Origin of the sequence: Lentzea sp. (genome assembly GCF_035525475.1) — a bacterium.
In the GTDB taxonomy this organism is placed as follows: Bacteria; Actinomycetota; Actinomycetes; order Mycobacteriales; family Pseudonocardiaceae; genus Lentzea.
The window spans coordinates 32,226-48,670 of record NZ_DATLEC010000050.1; the positions used below are offsets into that span (position 1 = coordinate 32,226).

19 protein-coding genes are annotated in these 16,445 nt (G+C 71.0%); 15 read left to right on the plus strand and 4 right to left on the minus strand.

From position 1 onward, the window contains the following. Positions 1-17: 17 nt before the first annotated feature. Positions 18-611 (plus strand): cysteine dioxygenase family protein, encoded by a 594-nt coding sequence (locus VM306_RS08850; RefSeq protein ID WP_325512882.1) that lies wholly within the window; start codon positions 18-20, stop codon positions 609-611. On the opposite strand, the gene VM306_RS08855 is transcribed toward VM306_RS08850, so the two are convergent. Beyond that, complete coding sequence (locus VM306_RS08855) at positions 598-1,212, minus strand: TetR/AcrR family transcriptional regulator (RefSeq protein WP_325512884.1); 615 nt, start codon at positions 1,210-1,212, stop codon at positions 598-600. The genes VM306_RS08850 and VM306_RS08855 overlap by 14 nt on opposite strands. A 53-nt stretch (positions 1,213-1,265) precedes the next feature. Between VM306_RS08855 and cysD the strand changes: the two genes are divergently transcribed. From cysD to VM306_RS08885, 6 genes are read left to right on the plus strand one after another with little or no spacing between them, the layout of a single operon-like run. Beyond that, the gene (gene cysD / locus VM306_RS08860; protein ID WP_325512886.1) at positions 1,266-2,195 is read left to right on the plus strand and encodes a sulfate adenylyltransferase subunit CysD; all 930 of its coding nucleotides are present in this window, start codon (positions 1,266-1,268) and stop codon (positions 2,193-2,195) included. Beyond that, positions 2,195-3,982, plus strand: a complete 1,788-nt coding sequence (gene cysC / locus VM306_RS08865; protein WP_325512888.1) for an adenylyl-sulfate kinase — start codon at positions 2,195-2,197, stop codon at positions 3,980-3,982. The genes cysD and cysC overlap by 1 nt, the downstream gene beginning before the upstream one ends. A 59-nt stretch (positions 3,983-4,041) precedes the next feature. Next, the gene (locus VM306_RS08870; RefSeq protein WP_325512890.1) at positions 4,042-5,094 is read left to right on the plus strand and encodes a DUF1214 domain-containing protein; all 1,053 of its coding nucleotides are present in this window, start codon (positions 4,042-4,044) and stop codon (positions 5,092-5,094) included. Next, positions 5,091-6,239 (plus strand): sulfotransferase, encoded by a 1,149-nt coding sequence (locus VM306_RS08875; protein WP_325512892.1) that lies wholly within the window; start codon positions 5,091-5,093, stop codon positions 6,237-6,239. The genes VM306_RS08870 and VM306_RS08875 overlap by 4 nt, the downstream gene beginning before the upstream one ends. Further along, the gene (locus tag VM306_RS08880) at positions 6,239-7,018 is read left to right on the plus strand and encodes an SDR family oxidoreductase (RefSeq protein WP_325512913.1); all 780 of its coding nucleotides are present in this window, start codon (positions 6,239-6,241) and stop codon (positions 7,016-7,018) included. The genes VM306_RS08875 and VM306_RS08880 overlap by 1 nt, the downstream gene beginning before the upstream one ends. Further along, positions 7,015-7,470, plus strand: a complete 456-nt coding sequence (locus tag VM306_RS08885) for an SRPBCC domain-containing protein (protein WP_325512894.1) — start codon at positions 7,015-7,017, stop codon at positions 7,468-7,470. Before VM306_RS08880 ends, VM306_RS08885 begins: the two co-directional genes overlap by 4 nt. Here the strand turns inward: VM306_RS08885 and VM306_RS08890 are convergent. Next, positions 7,454-8,323, minus strand: a complete 870-nt coding sequence (locus VM306_RS08890; protein WP_325512896.1) for an aminoglycoside phosphotransferase family protein — start codon at positions 8,321-8,323, stop codon at positions 7,454-7,456. The genes VM306_RS08885 and VM306_RS08890 overlap by 17 nt on opposite strands. A gap of 147 nt (positions 8,324-8,470) precedes the next feature. On the opposite strand from VM306_RS08890, the gene VM306_RS08895 reads away from it, so the two are divergent. From VM306_RS08895 to VM306_RS08915, 5 genes are read left to right on the plus strand one after another with little or no spacing between them, the layout of a single operon-like run. Beyond that, the gene (locus VM306_RS08895) at positions 8,471-8,914 is read left to right on the plus strand and encodes a hypothetical protein (RefSeq protein WP_325512897.1); all 444 of its coding nucleotides are present in this window, start codon (positions 8,471-8,473) and stop codon (positions 8,912-8,914) included. 17 nt (positions 8,915-8,931) lie between these two features. Beyond that, on the plus strand, positions 8,932-9,501 hold the full coding sequence (locus VM306_RS08900; RefSeq protein ID WP_325512899.1) for a hypothetical protein: 570 nt from the start codon (positions 8,932-8,934) through the stop codon (positions 9,499-9,501). After that, on the plus strand, positions 9,498-10,367 hold the full coding sequence (locus tag VM306_RS08905) for a hypothetical protein (RefSeq protein WP_325512901.1): 870 nt from the start codon (positions 9,498-9,500) through the stop codon (positions 10,365-10,367). Before VM306_RS08900 ends, VM306_RS08905 begins: the two co-directional genes overlap by 4 nt. Positions 10,368-10,371: 4 nt before the next feature. Further along, the gene (locus tag VM306_RS08910; RefSeq protein WP_325512903.1) at positions 10,372-11,151 is read left to right on the plus strand and encodes a hypothetical protein; all 780 of its coding nucleotides are present in this window, start codon (positions 10,372-10,374) and stop codon (positions 11,149-11,151) included. Further along, the gene (locus VM306_RS08915) at positions 11,151-12,398 is read left to right on the plus strand and encodes a hypothetical protein (protein WP_325512904.1); all 1,248 of its coding nucleotides are present in this window, start codon (positions 11,151-11,153) and stop codon (positions 12,396-12,398) included. The genes VM306_RS08910 and VM306_RS08915 overlap by 1 nt, the downstream gene beginning before the upstream one ends. Here the strand turns inward: VM306_RS08915 and VM306_RS08920 are convergent. Further along, positions 12,395-13,798 carry a TIR domain-containing protein gene (locus tag VM306_RS08920; protein ID WP_325512914.1) on the minus strand — a complete coding sequence of 468 codons (1,404 nt, stop codon included), beginning with the start codon at positions 13,796-13,798 and terminating at the stop codon, positions 12,395-12,397. The two genes, VM306_RS08915 and VM306_RS08920, sit on opposite strands and share 4 nt — an antisense overlap. A 153-nt stretch (positions 13,799-13,951) precedes the next feature. On the opposite strand from VM306_RS08920, the gene VM306_RS08925 reads away from it, so the two are divergent. Next, positions 13,952-14,269: a hypothetical protein gene (locus VM306_RS08925; RefSeq protein ID WP_325512905.1), complete on the plus strand. Its 318-nt coding sequence runs from the start codon at positions 13,952-13,954 to the stop codon at positions 14,267-14,269. A 13-nt stretch (positions 14,270-14,282) separates the two neighbouring features. On the opposite strand, the gene VM306_RS08930 is transcribed toward VM306_RS08925, so the two are convergent. After that, entirely contained in the window at positions 14,283-14,936 is a 654-nt protein-coding gene (locus tag VM306_RS08930) for a TetR family transcriptional regulator (RefSeq protein ID WP_325512907.1), read from the minus strand. 72 nt (positions 14,937-15,008) lie between these two features. On the opposite strand from VM306_RS08930, the gene VM306_RS08935 reads away from it, so the two are divergent. Continuing rightward, positions 15,009-16,223 carry a cytochrome P450 gene (locus VM306_RS08935; RefSeq protein WP_325512909.1) on the plus strand — a complete coding sequence of 405 codons (1,215 nt, stop codon included), beginning with the start codon at positions 15,009-15,011 and terminating at the stop codon, positions 16,221-16,223. Beyond that, positions 16,220-16,414 carry a ferredoxin gene (locus VM306_RS08940; protein WP_325512911.1) on the plus strand — a complete coding sequence of 65 codons (195 nt, stop codon included), beginning with the start codon at positions 16,220-16,222 and terminating at the stop codon, positions 16,412-16,414. The genes VM306_RS08935 and VM306_RS08940 overlap by 4 nt, the downstream gene beginning before the upstream one ends. The last annotated feature ends 31 nt before the right edge of the window (positions 16,415-16,445 follow it).

A 16,445-nucleotide genomic window follows, 5' to 3' on the forward strand; every position in this document is an offset into this window, starting at 1 on the left:
TGAAGGAGGACCCGCTCATGACGCACAGCCTGCTCTCCCCCACGGCCACGCTTCTGGTGGGCTCACTCCGGGCCGCGATCACGCGCGGCGGTGACGACTCCGCTGTCGCCGCACGGGTGTCGCGGACGCTCGCCGGGCACCTGACCGACCCGTTCCTGCTGAGCGTGGCGCAGCGGGAGCCCGACCCGAACGCCTACCGCCAGCACGTGCTGCACGTCGAACCGGACGGGAGCTTCTCGGTCGTCGCGCTGATCTGGCTGCCGGGCCAGGAGACCTGCATCCACGACCACGTGTCGTGGTGCGTCGTCGGCACGTACGTCGGCGAGGAGGAGGAGACCACCTACCGGTTGCACGGGGACCGGCTGATCCCGTTGCGCGTCAACAGGACCCCGGAAGGCGTGGCGGCGTACCTGGTGCCGCCGGGCGACATCCACAAGGTGTGCAACAACTCCAGCTCGGTGGCGATCTCGATCCACGTCTACGGGGCGGACATCGGGCTGCTGGGCACCAGCATCCGGCGGCGCTACGACCAGCCCGTCAGCGACCAGCCCGTCAGCGACCAATCCCTCAGCGACCAATCCCTCAGCGACCAATCCCTCAGCGAACGGTGATGCCCCGCTCGATCGCCGCGCACGCGAAGTCGACCAGCTGAGCGGGCTTGACCCTGTTGATGCGCGCGCCCTGCAGCAGCAGGTCGTCCGCGAGGCCGATCAGCGTGTCCCACACCCAGTGCGGCATCGCGGGGTCGTCGACCAGCGTCTGGCCTGACTCCGCGGCGGTCTCCCGCAACGCCTTCGCGAGCGCCTTGAGCGTCTTGCGGTAGTCCTGCGCCGACCCGGCGACCTCCTTGCCCCGGCGGCCGCCGGAGAGCACCTTGGCCTCCCACTGGGCCGCCGAGCGCCCGAACCTGCGCCAGAAGTCGGTGACCAGCGGCTGGACCTCCTTCAGCACACCGACGATGCCGAGGCTCCTGTCGACCGACGCGAGCGCGCGCTGCAGCTCGTCCAGGCGCCGTTCCATCAACGCCGCGAACACGTCCTCCTTGCCGGAGAAGTACTGGTACACGGTGCCGGAGCTGACGCTCGCCCCCACCGCGATCGCGCGCATGGTCAGGCCCGCGTAGCCCTGCTGCTCCAGGATCAGCTCGGCAGACGACAGGATGTCCCGCCGCCTGCCTTCCGCGTCACCCCACGCCGTCTGCTCGGTGCTCACCTCCCGGAGCCTACTTCGAACAACGTTCAGAACCATATTGAACGTTGTTCGGATTGACTCTACCGTGGGTCACGACCCGAACAAGGGATGATCGCGTGAACCACCTGGACACCCTCGAGGCCGACAGCATCGACGTGTTCCGCGAGGCCGTGGCGGAGAGCGAGCGGCCGGTGCTGCTGTACTCGATCGGCAAGGACAGCTCGGTGCTGCTCCACCTGGCGCGCAAGGCCTTCTACCCGTCGAAGCCCCCGTTCCCGCTGCTGCACGTCGACACCACGTGGAAGTTCCGCGAGATGATCGCCTTCCGCGACGCCACCGCCGCGGAGCTCGGCCTGGAGCTGATCGTGCACCGCAACCCGGACTGCGTGGCGGCGGGCATCAACCCCTTCGACCACGGCTCCGCGCGGCACACCGACCTGTGGAAGACCCAGGGACTGCGCCAGGCGCTCGACGAGCACCGGTTCGACCTCGCGTTCGGCGGCGCGCGGCGCGACGAGGAGGCCTCGCGCGCCAAGGAGAGGGTGTTCTCGTTCCGCACCGCGCAGCACCGGTGGGACCCGAAGAACCAGCGGCCGGAGCTGTGGCGGCTCTACAACACGCGGGTCGCGCCCGGCGAGAGCATCCGGGTGTTCCCGCTGTCCAACTGGACCGAGCTCGACGTGTGGCGGTACGTCGAACGCGAGCGGATCCCGGTGGTGCCGCTGTACTTCGCCGCCCCGCGGCCCGTGGTCGACCGCGACGGCATGCTGATCATGGTCGACGACGGGCGCATGCCGCTGCACGAGGAGCCGCGCCTGGAGCTGGTCCGGTTCCGGACTCTCGGCTGCTACCCGCTGACCGGCGCGGTGCGCAGCGAGGCGCGGACCGTGGCCGAGATCGTCGAGGAGATGCGGACCGCGACGACGTCCGAGCGCCAGGGCAGGCTGATCGACCACGACCAGAGCGGGTCGATGGAGCGCAAGAAGCGGGAGGGCTACTTCTGATGGAGCTCCGGAGATCATCGCTGCGGTTCATCACCTGCGGCAGCGTCGACGACGGCAAGAGCACGCTGATCGGGCGGTTGCTGTACGAGTCGAAGCTGCTGTACGCGGACCACCTCGCCGCGCTGGAAGCCGACTCACGGCGCGTGGGCACCCGTGGTGGTGAGCTGGACTTCGCGCTCCTCGTCGACGGATTGGCCGCGGAACGCGAGCAGGGCATCACCATCGACGTCGCGTACCGGTTCTTCGCGACCGAGGCGCGGCGGTTCATCGTCGCGGACACGCCGGGCCACGAGCAGTACACCCGCAACATGGTCACCGGGGCCTCCACCGCCGACGCCGCGGTGATCCTGCTCGACGCGCGCAAGGGCGTTCTCAGCCAGACCCGCCGGCACGCGCGGATCGTCTCACTGCTGGGGATCCGGCACGTGGCGTTGGCGGTGAACAAGCTCGACCTCCTGGGTTATGACCGGGATGTCTTCGAGGAGGTCAGCGCTTCGTTCGCGGAGTTCGCCCGGGAGCTGGGCTTCGCCGAGATCACCTGCGTGCCGATGTCGGCGACCGAGGGCGTCAACGTGGTCGGCCGCAGCGAGCTCACGCCCTGGTACGACGGACCGACACTGCTGCAGTGGCTGGAGGAGGTCGAGCCCGCCGCGAGACGAGACGGTCCCTTCCGCTTCCTCGTGCAGTGGGTCAACCGGCCGGACGCGACGTTCCGGGGCCTGTCCGGACGCGTGGTGCGCGGGCCGCTGAGGCGCGGCGAGACAGTGCGCCTCGGCGGGCAGACCACCTCGGTGGCCCGGATCGTGACGATGGACGGCGACCTGGTGGAGGCACCGACCGGGGCGTCGGTCACGGTCGTGCTGGCCGACGACGTGGACGCGAGCCGCGGCGACGTGCTGGCCGCCGCTTCCGACCCGCCGGGCGTCGCGAGCTCGTTCCAGGCGCACCTCGTGTGGCTGAACGAAACGGGTCTGCTGCCGGGCCGTCAGTACCTCGCCAAGATCGGTGCGCGCACGGTCGGGTTCACGGCGACGAAAGCCTTGCAGCTCAACGAGATCGGCGTCGACAACGTGCACTTCGACGCGCCCGTGCCGTTTGAGGGCTACCGCACCGACCGCGACCTCGGCTCGTTCGTCGTGCTGGACAGGCTCTCCAACGCCACGGTCGGCGCCGGGATGATCGACTTCGCGCTGAGCCCGACGAACGTCCGCTGGCAGACCCTCACCGTCGACAAGGAGGCGCGGGCCGAACGCAACGGGCACCGGCCGTGCGTGGTGTGGCTGACAGGGCTGTCCGGCGCGGGCAAGTCCACGATCGCCGACCTGGTCGAGAAGGCGTTGCACGCCGAGGGCAGGCACACGTTCCTGCTGGACGGCGACAACGTCCGGCACGGCCTGAACTCCGACCTCGGCTTCAGCGACGCCGACCGCGTCGAGAACGTCCGGCGCATCGCCGAGGTCGCCGCGCTGATGGTCGACGCCGGGCTGATCGTGCTGGTCTCGTTCATCTCGCCGTTCCGGGCGGAACGGGCGATGGCGCGGGACCTGGTCGGCGAGAACGAGTTCTGCGAGGTCTTCGTCGACACCCCACTGGAGGTCGCGGAGCAGCGCGACCCGAAAGGCCTGTACCGCAAGGCCAGGCGCGGTGAGCTCCCGAACTTCACCGGTATCGACTCGCCCTACGAACCCCCGCTCTCACCCGAGGTCAGGCTCGACACGACGGCACTGCTCCCCGAGGCCGCCGCCGAGGTCGTGGTCGCACGGCTGCGTGCGCTCGGCGTCTGTTGAACGTTGTCCAGAATCGTGTAGCTTCAGCTAGAACATGTTCTAAATTCGGGAGGTGTCCCGTGCCGGACCAGGCGTGGTCGCAGTTCTGCCGGGCGCTGGAGAAGGCCGGCGAGGTGGTGCTCGCGGGACCGGACACCCCGCTGGACCGCGCGGAGGGCTACCGGTACCTCGCGAGGCTCACCCGCGAGATGCTCTACTCCTGCCTGGACAACGCCGACCCCGACTTCCCGCGCTTCCACGAGCTCGACCTCGTCAAGATCGGCGCGGACAACCCCGACAACGTCTACCTGTCCGCGAACATCCGGGGCGACCGCACGTACCGGATCACCGGGAAGCGCGGCACCATCGCCTACTTCAGCATCGGGTCCAAGGCCAACCGGTACGCCAAGGACGGCACGATGGCGTCGACCGGGGAGCTGTCCGACGCCGGCCTGGTGGTCGGGCCGGACGGCACGGTGGAGATCATCGCGAGCGCCGCCGAGCAGCCGGGGAACTGGTTGCCGCTGGCACCCGACTCGACCGGCCTCGTCGTCCGTCAGACGTACCTCGACCGCACGTCCGAGACGCCCGGTGAGTGGCACATCGAGCAGATCGGCGGTCCGGCGGAGCCCGCCGGGCTGACGCCGGAGTTCCTGGCCAAGGCGTTGCAGCGGGCGTCCCTGTCCGTGCACGGCACCGCGGCCACGTTCGCGCACTGGACCCGCACGTTCATGGCGCGCCCCAACGAGCTGCCCGACTTCGGCCAGGAGATGTTCCAGCGCGCGGGCGGCGACCCGGAGATCTTCTACCTGCACGGCTACTGGGCTCTCGGCCCCGGCGAGGCGTGGGTGATCGAGACCGACGTGCCGGACTGCCCGTACTGGAACTTCCAGCTGGACAACTGGTGGATGGAGTCGCTCGACCACCGCCGCCGGACCGCCGTCAACAAGCACACCGCCGTGCTCTCACCCGACGGGCGCCTGACGATCGTGGTGGCCGCGGAGGACCCCGGCACCGGCAACTGGATCGACACCTGCGGCCACTCCTCCGGCACCGCGTTGCTGCGCTGGCTCGGCGCCGCGGTCCACCCGGTCCCGCAGTGCCGCGTGGTGCCCCTGGAGGAGGTCCGATGACGGTCACGACCGAGCTGAACGTCTCCGAGCTGCTGGAGAAGGCGAGCGCGAAGACCGGTCTGTCGGACTTCGGCGACGACTGGTTCCGCGAACCTCTGGACGTGCTCGTCCACAGCCTCAACACCGAGGCGGCGCTGTCGCCGCTGGGCTACGAGCTGACCAAGCACCGGCTGACCGCGCTGCTCGCGGACCGGTTGCGGCTGCGCGCATTGCAACGCGCGGAACCCTCCGTCCTCGACGTCGAGGTGCGCGTGGCCGCTGAGATCTGCGGGCTGCCACGCACCGGTTCGACGTTGCTGCACCGGCTCCTGTCGGCGTCGCCCCAGGTCACGTCCACGCTGTCGTGGGAGGTCGCGTACCCGCTGCCGTTCCCCGGCGAGGGCCCGGACGCGGAGCGGCGCAAACGCCGCGCCCAGGAACGCATGCGGGTGTTCTCGCAGCTCTCCCCCGACTTCGGCGACCTGCACACGGTCGTGTGGGACGGGCCGGAGGAGGACGTGATCCTGCTGGACCGGACGTTCGTGTCGATGAGCTTCGACTCGTTCTACTGGGTGCCGGCGTACGGCGACTGGCTGCGTTCGGCCGACCAGCGACCCGCGTACCGCGAGCTGCGCGAGTGGCTGCAGGTGTTGCAGTGGCAGAACCCCGGCCGTTCGCTGCCCTGGGTGCTCAAGTCACCGCACCACCTGACCGCCGTCGACACGGTGCTCGCCGAGTTCCCGGCGTGCAAGATCGTGATGACGCACCGCTCGCCGGTGAACGCCGTGCCGTCGTACGCGTCGATGGTGCGCGCGATGTCCTCGCAGTACAGCGACAACGCCGATCCGGTCCTCATAGGACGGTACTGGTCCCGCCGGTTCGCCGACACGTTGCAGGACTTCGCCACCGCGCGTGCGGACCGGCCCGACCGGTTCGTCGACGTGCGGTTCGCCGACACCGTCAGCAAACCGCTGGAGGTCGCCCGCCAGGTCCTCGACGCGCTGGGCCTGCCCGCCGGTCCCGCCGACGACGCGGCGTTCGAGGCGTACCTGGAGCAGAACCGCACCGAACGGCACGGCTCCCACTCCTACGCGCCGGAGGACTTCGGGCTGTCCGAGGACCAGCTGCGGCGCGACTTCGCCTTCTACTCGGAGGTCTACCTGTGATGCTCCAGGACGAGGTCGTGGTGATCACGGGCGTCGGGCCCGGCCTGGGCTCGAAGCTGGCCGTCCGCGCCGCGGCCGAGGGCGCCAAGGTGGTCATGGCCGCCCGCTCCGCCGACGTGATGAAGCAGGTGGAGAAGGACGTCGCGGGCGCCGGTGGCGAGGCCGTCGGCGTGCGGTGCGACGTCCGGCGGCCCGAGGACGTCGCGACGCTGGTCGGGACGGCGGTGGACCGGTTCGGCGCGATCACCGGCCTGGTGAACTCCGCGTTCGGGCACCCCGGCTTCTCCGACCTGCTGGAGACGCCGGAGAAGGCGGTCCGGCGGTCGATGGACATCATCCTGTTCGGCGCGCTCAACGTGACCCGCGCGGTCGTGCCGCACATGAAGGCCGCCGGTCGCGGCTCGATCGTCAACATCGGCACGATGACCACCCGCAAACCGATGCGCGGCGAGGCCGGGTACGCGGTGGCGAAAGCGGCCATGGCGACCGCGACCCAGTTCCTGGCGCTGGAGCTGGGCGAGCACGGCATCCGCGCGAACCAGGCCGTGATGGGCTGGCTGGACGGACCAGGAGTCCGCTTCTACCTCAAGCTCACCGCCGACGCGCGGGGCCTGTCCGAGCAGGACGTCTACGACGAGATCGCCGCCCGCACCCCGCTGGGCCGCATCCCGGCCGACGAGGCGTGCGCCGGCGCGGTGCTGTTCCTGTTGTCCCGCTACGCCTCCGAGGTCACGGGCGCGGTGCTGGACGTCAACGGCGGGGAGTACATGCCGGCATGAGCCACCTCGTGGAGTCCGTCACCGTGGAGATCGACGCCCCGGCCGAGTTCGTCTGGAGCGTCCTGCTCGACTACCCCAACTATCCACAGTGGAATCCCTACACGGTCGCCGTCGACACGACTCTGGCCGTCGGCTCGCCGATCGACCTCACCCTGCCCAAGCCCGACGGCAGCGAGGGGACGTGGGTCAGCCGCGAGTACGTCCGCGTCGTCGAGCCGCCGAGGCTGCTGCGGTACGACACCGGTGACACGTTCCCCGGCCTGCTCGGCGTGCGCGACCAGCTGATCACGCCGCTCGGCCAGGAGCGCTGCAGCTACCGGACCTTCGAGACGTTCACCGGCAAGTACGCGGACGCCGTCTTCGCGGCCCAGGGCGCCTACGTCAAGAACGGCTTCGACTCGGTCGCCCGCGCGTTGCGGGACAGGGTGGCGGGGCTCACCGCGCCACCGTGAGCAGCTCCTCCACGGCCGTCCCGTCACCACCGCCGCCGAGGTGCCCGATGGCGAGCAGCGTCGCGAACACCCGGCTCCAGGCGAACAACCGGTCGCCGTCGAGCCCGCACGCCGCCGCCACCCGCTCGCACCGGTCCTCGACACCCGGTCCGGCCACGACCAGGTCGGCGGCGTCGAAGCACGGATCACCCAGGCACGCCTTGGGATCGATCGCCACGAGCCCCCGCGGTCCACCGTCGAGCGCATTGCCGAGGTGCAGATCGCCGTGCAGCACAACGGTTCTGCCCTGCGTGTCCAGCAACTTCCCGCACCGTTCGACGGTCCTGGCCCAGATCGTCGCGGACACCCGGCTCCCGATCGCCGGATCGTCCCGCCGCCGCCCGATCCGGGCGAGGAACTCCTCACACCTCTCGCGCAGCGGCCCGACCGGCTGTTCAGGCACCGCGTGCAACGCCCGCAGCAGCTCCGCCCACAGCGCCGGGAGCCCGTCGAACGGCAGGTCCTCCGCGGGAGTGCCCGGCAGCACCTCCTCGAGCACGAGCGCGTCCTCGTCCACAGCGAGCACCGCCGGCACCCGTCCCGACGCGGCGAACAGCCCGAGCATCCCGGCCTGGGCTGCGAGCAGCTCCGCACCGGGACTGAGCTTCAGCACCGCGGGCGTGCCGTCCGGCCACCGGCACCGGAACACCACCGACACGGCGCCGGGTTCCAGCGGCGCGCCCAGCTCGAAGCCCCACCGGCGCTCCAGCCGCTCGACCCGTGCCGGCACGCCCTCGCACCACTCGGCGACCGACGGCCCGAACCTCTGCGCCAGACGCGCGGTCATGCTCCCCAGGTCTTCCACCGTGCTCACGCTACCGATGCACGTCCGCGGAGAATTCTTGCAAGCACGTTGGACCATTCGTGGGTATTAGCGGCTGCGTCCGACACACATCACCGCCGGCGCACGACTGACAGGTGAGTGCTCACCTGACCGTGCGGAGGCGCCCGGTGAACAGTGATGCCTGAGTGGATCACCAACCGGTTCATGGCACCGGTGTACGCGTTGCTGATCTCGTTCGGCACCGCGCTGGTGCTCGGCGCGGTCATGGCTCCCGACCCCACGCCCGTGGAGCCGGAGCCGGCCACACCCGCGGCGCTGACCATCCGCCTGGTCGCCAGGCAGCCCGCCGAGAAGGGGCTGCCCGACGACGACGTTCCGGTGACCGAGCTGCAGGGCAGTCAGGTGCGTCTTTACCGGGCGGCCTCGGACGCGAAGCTCGCGGTCGGCAAGGACGGCGTGATCACCGCGGAGCCGGGCACCGGGCCGCTGACGGTGTGCGTCTCGCTGCCCAGGGGCTGGCGGGGAGCGGAATCGGTGCAGGGCGCGGCGCCGGGCTCGTCGTGCTGGGACCTGCCGGCCGGACAGGGCGACGTCACCCTCGTCGTCGTCAAAGGGGGCTGACCGTGTCGGAGCGGGTCATGGCACAGGTGGTCCTGTGGTCGACGGTGGTGCTCGGGGCGACGGGCGCCGCGCTCGGCGCGTCCTTCTCCGACGGGCTCGGCACGATCCGGACGGTGGTCGTCGTCTCGTTCTGCGGGCTGCTCGGCACCGCGCTCGCGCTGCTGGGGGCCCACGGCGAGGAAACGGCCGAACCACAACGGGTTCCGGCACCCGTGCCCCGGCACACACCCCCACCGCCGCGACCGGCGCGACCGGCGGCGGCACTGCCCGCCCCGACGCCCACGCAGCCGCCGGACAACGACTGGTGGAACCAGACCAACCGGCCCAGCACCAGGCCGGCGGTCCAGACCGCGCGGAAAGCGGTGCCACTGGCGGACTTCGACGCGCACCGGACCCAGATCGCCCAGTGCCCGCGGTGCGCCGGGTTCGAGCTCGACCTGCGGCGCGACGACGAGGTCTGCGCGTTCACGTGCCGCAACCCCCACTGCCGCAACGCCTGGGAGTGGCAGCCGGGCACGGCGTGGCCACCGACCGTCGTGCGGCACAACCTGACCAGAGCCACCCCTGCCGACGAGGAGCACAGATGACCATCGGCACGTACCGGCAATGGGTGTCGAGAGCGACACCGGGATGCGTCGTCATCCTGCTCGACCGCTCCGACTCCATGAAGCTGCACTGGGGCGCCACCGGCGGTTCGCTCGCGGTCGGCGCGGCGCTGGCGGTCAACAACATCCTGCTCGACATGTGCGTCAAGGCGACCATCGAGGTCAACGCACCGGTGCGGCACTACTTCGACGTGGGCGTGTTCAGCTACGGCGCGCGGATCACCGGTCCCGGCGGCGAGGGCGTGGAGAGCGCGTTCGGCGGCGCCCTGACCGGACGCGGCCTGGTGCCGTTGCCGGAGCTCGCGGCCAACCCGTTCGCCGTGCGCGACGAGCCGTCCATCGACGCGATGCCGGTCCCGGTGAGGATGCCGGTCTGGGTGGATCCCGTGCACGGCTACCGCACGCCGATGTGCCAGGCCGTGGAAGCCGCGGGCGCGCACGTCTTCGACTGGGTCGGCGCGCACCCGGACTCCTTCCCTCCCATCATCATCAACATCACCGACGGCATGGTCACCGACAGCCCGCACCAGGGCGCGACGCTGCAGGACTGGGTGAAACGGCTGACCTCGATCGAGACCTCCGACGGGCCCGCGTTGTTCTTCAACGTGTTCCTCTCCCCCACCGACGCGCGCGAGGTCGTCTTCCCGTCCGACCCGAGCAACCTTCCGCAGCCGGGACCCGACCTGTTCGCGCTGAGCAGCGAACTGCCGCCGCCGATGGCGCAGAACGCGCGGGCCGACGGGTACGACGTGCGGCAGGGCGCGCGCGGGCTCGCGCTGAACGTCGGCCGCTCGACGTTGCTGCGGGTCCTCCAGATCGGCACCAGGGTGCCGGACCGGGCGCGGTGACGCCGTGTACGCCTGGCAGGTGGTCTTCTCCGCTCCCAAGCAGGGCAACGACCCGTGGGAGTGGGAGGACGGCGCCGCCGCCGCGCCGGAGGACCGGGAGACGGGCCGCGGTCCCCGGTTCGCGCTGGCGGACGGCGCCACGGAGGGGTTCGGCTCGACGCGGTGGGCGATGCGGCTCGTCGAGGGGTTCGTGGCGCCGGACGTCGAACTGACCCGGCGGTCGCTGCTCGGCTGGGCGGTGCGGGCCCAGGACGGGTGGCGGCACGACCCGGTGCTGTCGCGGGCGTCCGGGGTGGAACTGTTCAAACTGGACAGTGTCGGGTCGTTCGCCACGTTCCTCGGCTGCGAGCTCACCGGCCTGGCGGGTGAGCGCCCGCGCTGGCGGGCCGTCGCGGTGGGCGACACCGTGCTGTTCCACGTCCGCGGCAACCGCCTCGTCGGCCAGTTCCCGCCGATGCGGGCGGACGACTTCGGCGTCAACCCCGCGGGGGTGCCGACCGTGCCCGCCGCGCTGCCGGGGGTGGTGGACCGGATGGAGTTCGCGGAAGGGGACGTGGAGCCGGGCGACCTGCTCTACCTGGCGACGGACGCGCTCGCCCAGTGGATGGTCCGCGAGGACGACGACGGGCTGTGGAGCCTGCTCGCCGGGCTCGACCACCCCCACCGCTTCCGCGAGCTCGCCGACGACCGGCGCGAGACGCGGGAGATGACCAACGACGACGTCACCCTGATGCGGATCAGCGTCGCCGCCTCGTGGCCCGACCAGCTGGTGGTGTGCGTCTGATGCGCTACCCGGGGTTCGACGACTACATGAAGGCGGTGCAGCGGCCGGACGCGTTCACCACCGACGAGCTGCGCGCCCTCGATCTCGTCGTGCACCCGGTGTTCCAGATCCCCTCCCCCGCCTCGGGTGCGAGCGCGGTGGTGTTCAAGGCGATGGCGGGCGGCGAGGCACGCGCGTTGCGCTTCTTCACCCGTGCCGACGCGAGCAACAGCCGGCGCTACGACGCGCTGCACGGGCACTTCACCTCAAGGCAGCTGATCGACGCCGTGGCGTTGCCCCGGTGGATCGACGACGGCGTCAGGGTCGGCGGCAGCACCTGGCCGGTGGTCGAGATGCCGTGGGTGGAGGGCCACACGCTGAACCGGCACGTCGACGACCTGGTGACCCGCCAGGACACCGGGGCGCTCACCGAGCTGGCGCGGTCGTGGCGCGGCCTGGTCCACCGCCTGCAGCGGGCCGACTTCGCGCACGGCGACCTCCAGCACGGCAACGTGCTCGTGGAGACGCGCGGCACGTTGCGGCTGGTCGACTTCGACTGCGCCTGGATCGAGGACTTCGCCGGCGGCACACCGCCCGCCGAGACGGGCCACCACAACTACCAGCCGCCCGGACGGCCGTGGGGCCGCTGGATGGACACCTTCCCCGGCCTCGTCATCTACCTGTCGCTGTCGGCGCTGGCGCTGCGCCCGACGTGGTCGACGCTCAACACCGACGACAACCTCCTCTTCACCCAGCGGGACTTCCAGTCGTTCGACACGCCGGCGTGGCGGCACCTCGCGAGCCTGGGCGACCCGCGGATCGACCAGATGGCTGAGCGGCTCCAGGCGTGCTGCCGTCCGGGGTGGACGGCCGACGGAGCGCTCGACGACCTGCTCGCTCCCGCCGTGGTGCAGTGGTGGCAGCGCACGCCGACCGTGGTCCCGGGCAGCGCCGGACCCGGGATCCCGCCGCCGAGGCCCGAGATGCCGCCACCACCGCCTCCCGTTCCGCCGTCTCCGCAGCGGCGGCCCGCGGCGAACTGGTGGGAGGCAACGGCTCCGGTCCCCGCACCACCCGTGAGGAAGAAGAAGCCCGCGATCTGGCTCGTCGTCGTGACGGCGTTGGCGGCGTGGTCGCTCATCGGGGTGACGTCCGCGGCCCTGCTCGACGCGGCGGGCGCCGACGACGACCTGGCCGGGGTGTTCGCCATGATCGCCTTGGTGGCCGTGCTGGTGGGCGGGTTCGTCCTGCGCCGAAGGAAGCGCTAGAACACGCCGGAGAGGGCGGCGAACAGGAGCACGCCGCCGAGGCCGACTCCGGCGATCGCGACCGCCGTGCGGGACCTCGGTTCCTTGCGCGCCAACGAGACGAGGGCGAGCGACAGTCCCAGTGCGACGGTGACCATCAACAGGACCACGCCCACGCGCTCGGCGGTGCGATCGTCCTGCGCTCCGGCGAAGAACAGGAACGGCAGGCCGGTCGCGCCGAGCACCGCGCCGGCGAACGCGAGGGGATGCCTCGGTTTCGGCGCGGTCCGGGGTTCGGGCGGTGGTACCGGCTTCTGCTGCTGGTTCGCCTCCCACCACCTCGGCGTCGGTGCCGACGATGTCTGCGGCTGCTGCTGCGGCGGGGTCGTGGCGCCGTTGGTGACGAGCGAGCGCAGCCACACCGGCGCCTCGTCCGTCTTCGGCTCGTTCGCAGGCGCGGCAACGGTGTTCTGCTCGACGGGCTCGGTCTTCGGCGGTTCCGGTGTCGCGGGCCGGGTCGTGCTGGGCCACTGGTGCGCCGGCCGGGGCGGTTGCGGCGGCTCCGGCTTCCTGACGCGCTTCGGCGGTCTCGTGGGAGGAGACGGAGGCTGCCCGGTCTCCTGCCGCCCGGTCTCCGGCTGCCTGACCTCTGGCTGCTTGGTCTCCTGCTGCCTGGTCTCCTGCTGCTCCGGGAGCGGTCTGGTCTCGGTCCTGCCCTGACGCCAGTGGTCCGTCGGAGGCAGCCGGGTCGCGCCCTCCTCCGTCTCCACCACCGCGCGCTCCGCGGTCTCCAGCAGCGAGTCGACCTCCTCCGAGTTGCCGACCGTGAGCTCCTTGCGGCGGCGCAGCTCCTTGAGCAGCTTCACGATGTCGGCCCGGGCGACGTCGTCGTCCTCGTTGCGGAGCTTGGTGCGGAACTGGGCGATGAGCAGCTCCTGGTCGTCGACAGGGATCGGCTTGGGACCGAGCCGCTCGGCCATCCGGTACAGGTACTCGAACGGCACACCGGGCGGGTCCGGCAACGGGTCGGGCAGCACGGTGTCGCGGCTGGCCAGGTCGGCGAGCGCGGCCACCAGTGCCAGCACCGCCTCCGGCGTGCGTTCGCGGTAGTCGATCGCCTGCGTCTCCATGATGGGGATGCGGAGGTTGTGCACGGGCCCCACCTGCACCGGCAGCACCGGGAGGCCGAGCTTCTTGGCGTAGTCGAGCTCCTCCTGGCACGGCCGCGACCGCCAGGACGCGTCGGACAGCGCGAAGAGGAACACCTTGGCCTGCAGGATGGTGTCGATGATCTCGCGCCACCACTGCTCGCCACCGTGGATCTCGTGGTCCATCCACACCTGCCAGTGCAGGCGCTCGAGGTCGTCCTTGAGCGCGTGCACTGTCCGTTGGTCGTTCCTGGTGTAGCTGACGAAAATGATGGCCGCTCACCCCTCGGATCCCACCTACCGGTGAAATCGCCCGAGCAGGGGTGTGTGTTGCGCGCAACACCCGAACGGCGCAGCGTCACGGGCTCCACCAGCGTGAGTAGTTGTACCGATGCCGCCCAGGCCCGCCACCGGCACGCTCGAAGCGTGACCAAGACCGATCGCAGCCGCATGGCCGCCACAGCCGGATTCGCCGTGACCTCGCTTCTGCTCGTGCTGATCGCCGGCAGCTACCTGACCGACACGTTCTCGTCGCTCGACTGGCAGGGCGGCGAGTACGCCTACGCGTTCGTCTGGGTCACGCTCGGCTCCGTGCTGATGAGAGCTGTCGTGAAAGCCGCCGCTCCGGCGCCGTGGCGCTCTCTCGGCTCCGGAATGCTCATCACCGGCGTGGTCGGCATCGTGGTCGTGCTGACGTTGGTGGTGCTGTTCGTGCAGGGGGTCGAGAGCATGAACCCTTCCTAAGGCGTGTCCCGCCCTAGCTCGCGGGCCTCGACAAGCCCCTCAGCACGAGGTTCAACGCGTGGGCCAACTGTTCGCGGTGCCCGTCGAGCACGCGCGAGGTGGCGCCGCCGACCGCCGCCTGCGCGACGTCGTCCGTCGCCACCCTCAGCGCCGCGCTCATCGCGGCGGCCTGCACCCGCACGTCGATCGCGTCCTCCGGCTGGCCGAGCCGCCGCGCGAGCACGTCCACCAGGGCGTTCTCGGCCCGTTCGTGCAGCATCAGGTAAACGGCGCGCAACGCCGGTTCGCCGTGGGTCAGGCGCACGACGTCGAGCACCGAGTCGACGTCCCCGCCCGACGACGAGTCGATCACCGGCGTGTAGGCGGCGCGCAGGTGGTCGATCAGCTCCAGCTCGGCGGGCCAGGCGCGCAGGACGGCGCAGAAGGCGTCGACGCTCTGGGTGAGCAGCGGTTCGACGCAGCTCTCCTTGTGCGGGAAGTAGCGCCAGAACGTGCGTTCGGAGACGCCGGCGGCCTGGGCGATCTGCTCCCCCGACGTGCCGGCCACGCCTTGCTCGGCGAACAGCCGCACGGCGTGGCGTGAGATGTCGAGGCGTTGCCGCTCACGTTGCTCGTCGCTCACGGGCGGCCGGCCCCGGCGCGGCTTTTCTGTCGCAACGTCCCTCATCGGGTGATTCAAGCACGTCAACGCCCGGAAGATTTATTGGCAGGGTCTGCCAGAAAGCGCTACGGTCGGTGCATGAGCATTGACGCAGAGCGCCTGAAGCTGCCGCTGCCCAGGCCGAACGTCCTCGAACTGGCTCCGTTGTACGAGGTGCTGCGGCGTGAGGCGCCGATCGCGCCCGTCACCACGCCGGCCGGTGACCCCGCCTGGCTCGTCACCCGCTTCGAGGAGGTCCGCCTCCTGCTGGGCGACAAGCGCTTCGGCCGTTCCCACCCCGAGCCGGACAAGGCCTCGCGCATCTCCACCTCCGCCGTGCAGGACGGCCCCACCGGCGAGTACGAGACGGAGGAGGCCGACCACGCGCGCATGCGCCGCCTGCTGACCCCGGCGTTCTCCGCCAAGCGGATGCGCATGCTGGGCGAGAACATGGAGCAGCTGGTCGACGGCTACCTGGACGAGCTGATCGCCGAGCACGAGACCACCGGTGTCGTCGACCTGCACCGCGGGCTCGCGTTCCCGTTGCCCGTGGCCATGATCTGCCGGCTGCTCGGCGTTCCGGAGAAGGACACGGAGCTGTTCGCGTCGCTGTCCGAGCGCATGGCGAACACCGAGATCGGCGACGGGGCCCACCAGGCGCGGGAGGAGTTCTTCCGCTACATGGTCGGGCTGGTCGAGGCCAAGCGCGGGCAGCTCGGCGAGGACGTGATCTCCGACCTCGTCCGCGCGCAGAGCGAGGACGCGGCGTACGACTACGAGCAGATGGTCCGGCTGTGCGTCGGCCTGCTGTTCGCGGGCCACGAGACCACCGTGAACCGCATCGGCCTCGGCGTGCTGTTCCTGCTCACCGAGCGTTCGCGCTGGGAGGCCCTCGTCGCCGACCCGGAGGGCCGCGTCGACGCGGTGGTCGAGGAGGTCATGCGCCTCGGTGCCCCCGGCGACCTCGGCCTGCTGCGGTACGCGAAGGAGGACGTCGACCTCGCGGGCGTGACCATCCACGCCGGTGACGCGCTGGTCCTGTCGATCAACGCGGCCAACCGCGACGCCGGCGTGTACAGCGAGGCGGAGGAGTTCAACCCCGACCGTCCGGAGAGGACGCACCTCGGCTTCGGCCACGGCGCCCACTTCTGCATCGGGGCCTCGCTCGCCCGCACGGAGCTGCGCGTGGTCTTCGCCGCACTGGCCAAGCGCCTGCCGGAGATGAGGCTCGCCAAGGAGCTCGACGAGCTGCAGATCCGCCCCACCCTCACCGGTGGTGTGTCCGAGCTGCCCGTCACCTGGAGGTCGGCGTGAAGATCGTGGTGGACCAGGAGAAGTGCGTCGGGGCCGGGCAGTGCGTGCTGACGGCTGACGACGTGTTCGACCAGCGCGACGAGGACGGTCTCGTCGACCTGCTGGACGCCAGCCCGCCCGCGTCGCGGCTGGCGGACGTGAAGCACGCGGCGGAGGTCTGTCCGGCGTCGGCCATCTCCGTCGAGGAGTAGCGGTGTGCGGCACCGGGCCACGACGGCCCGG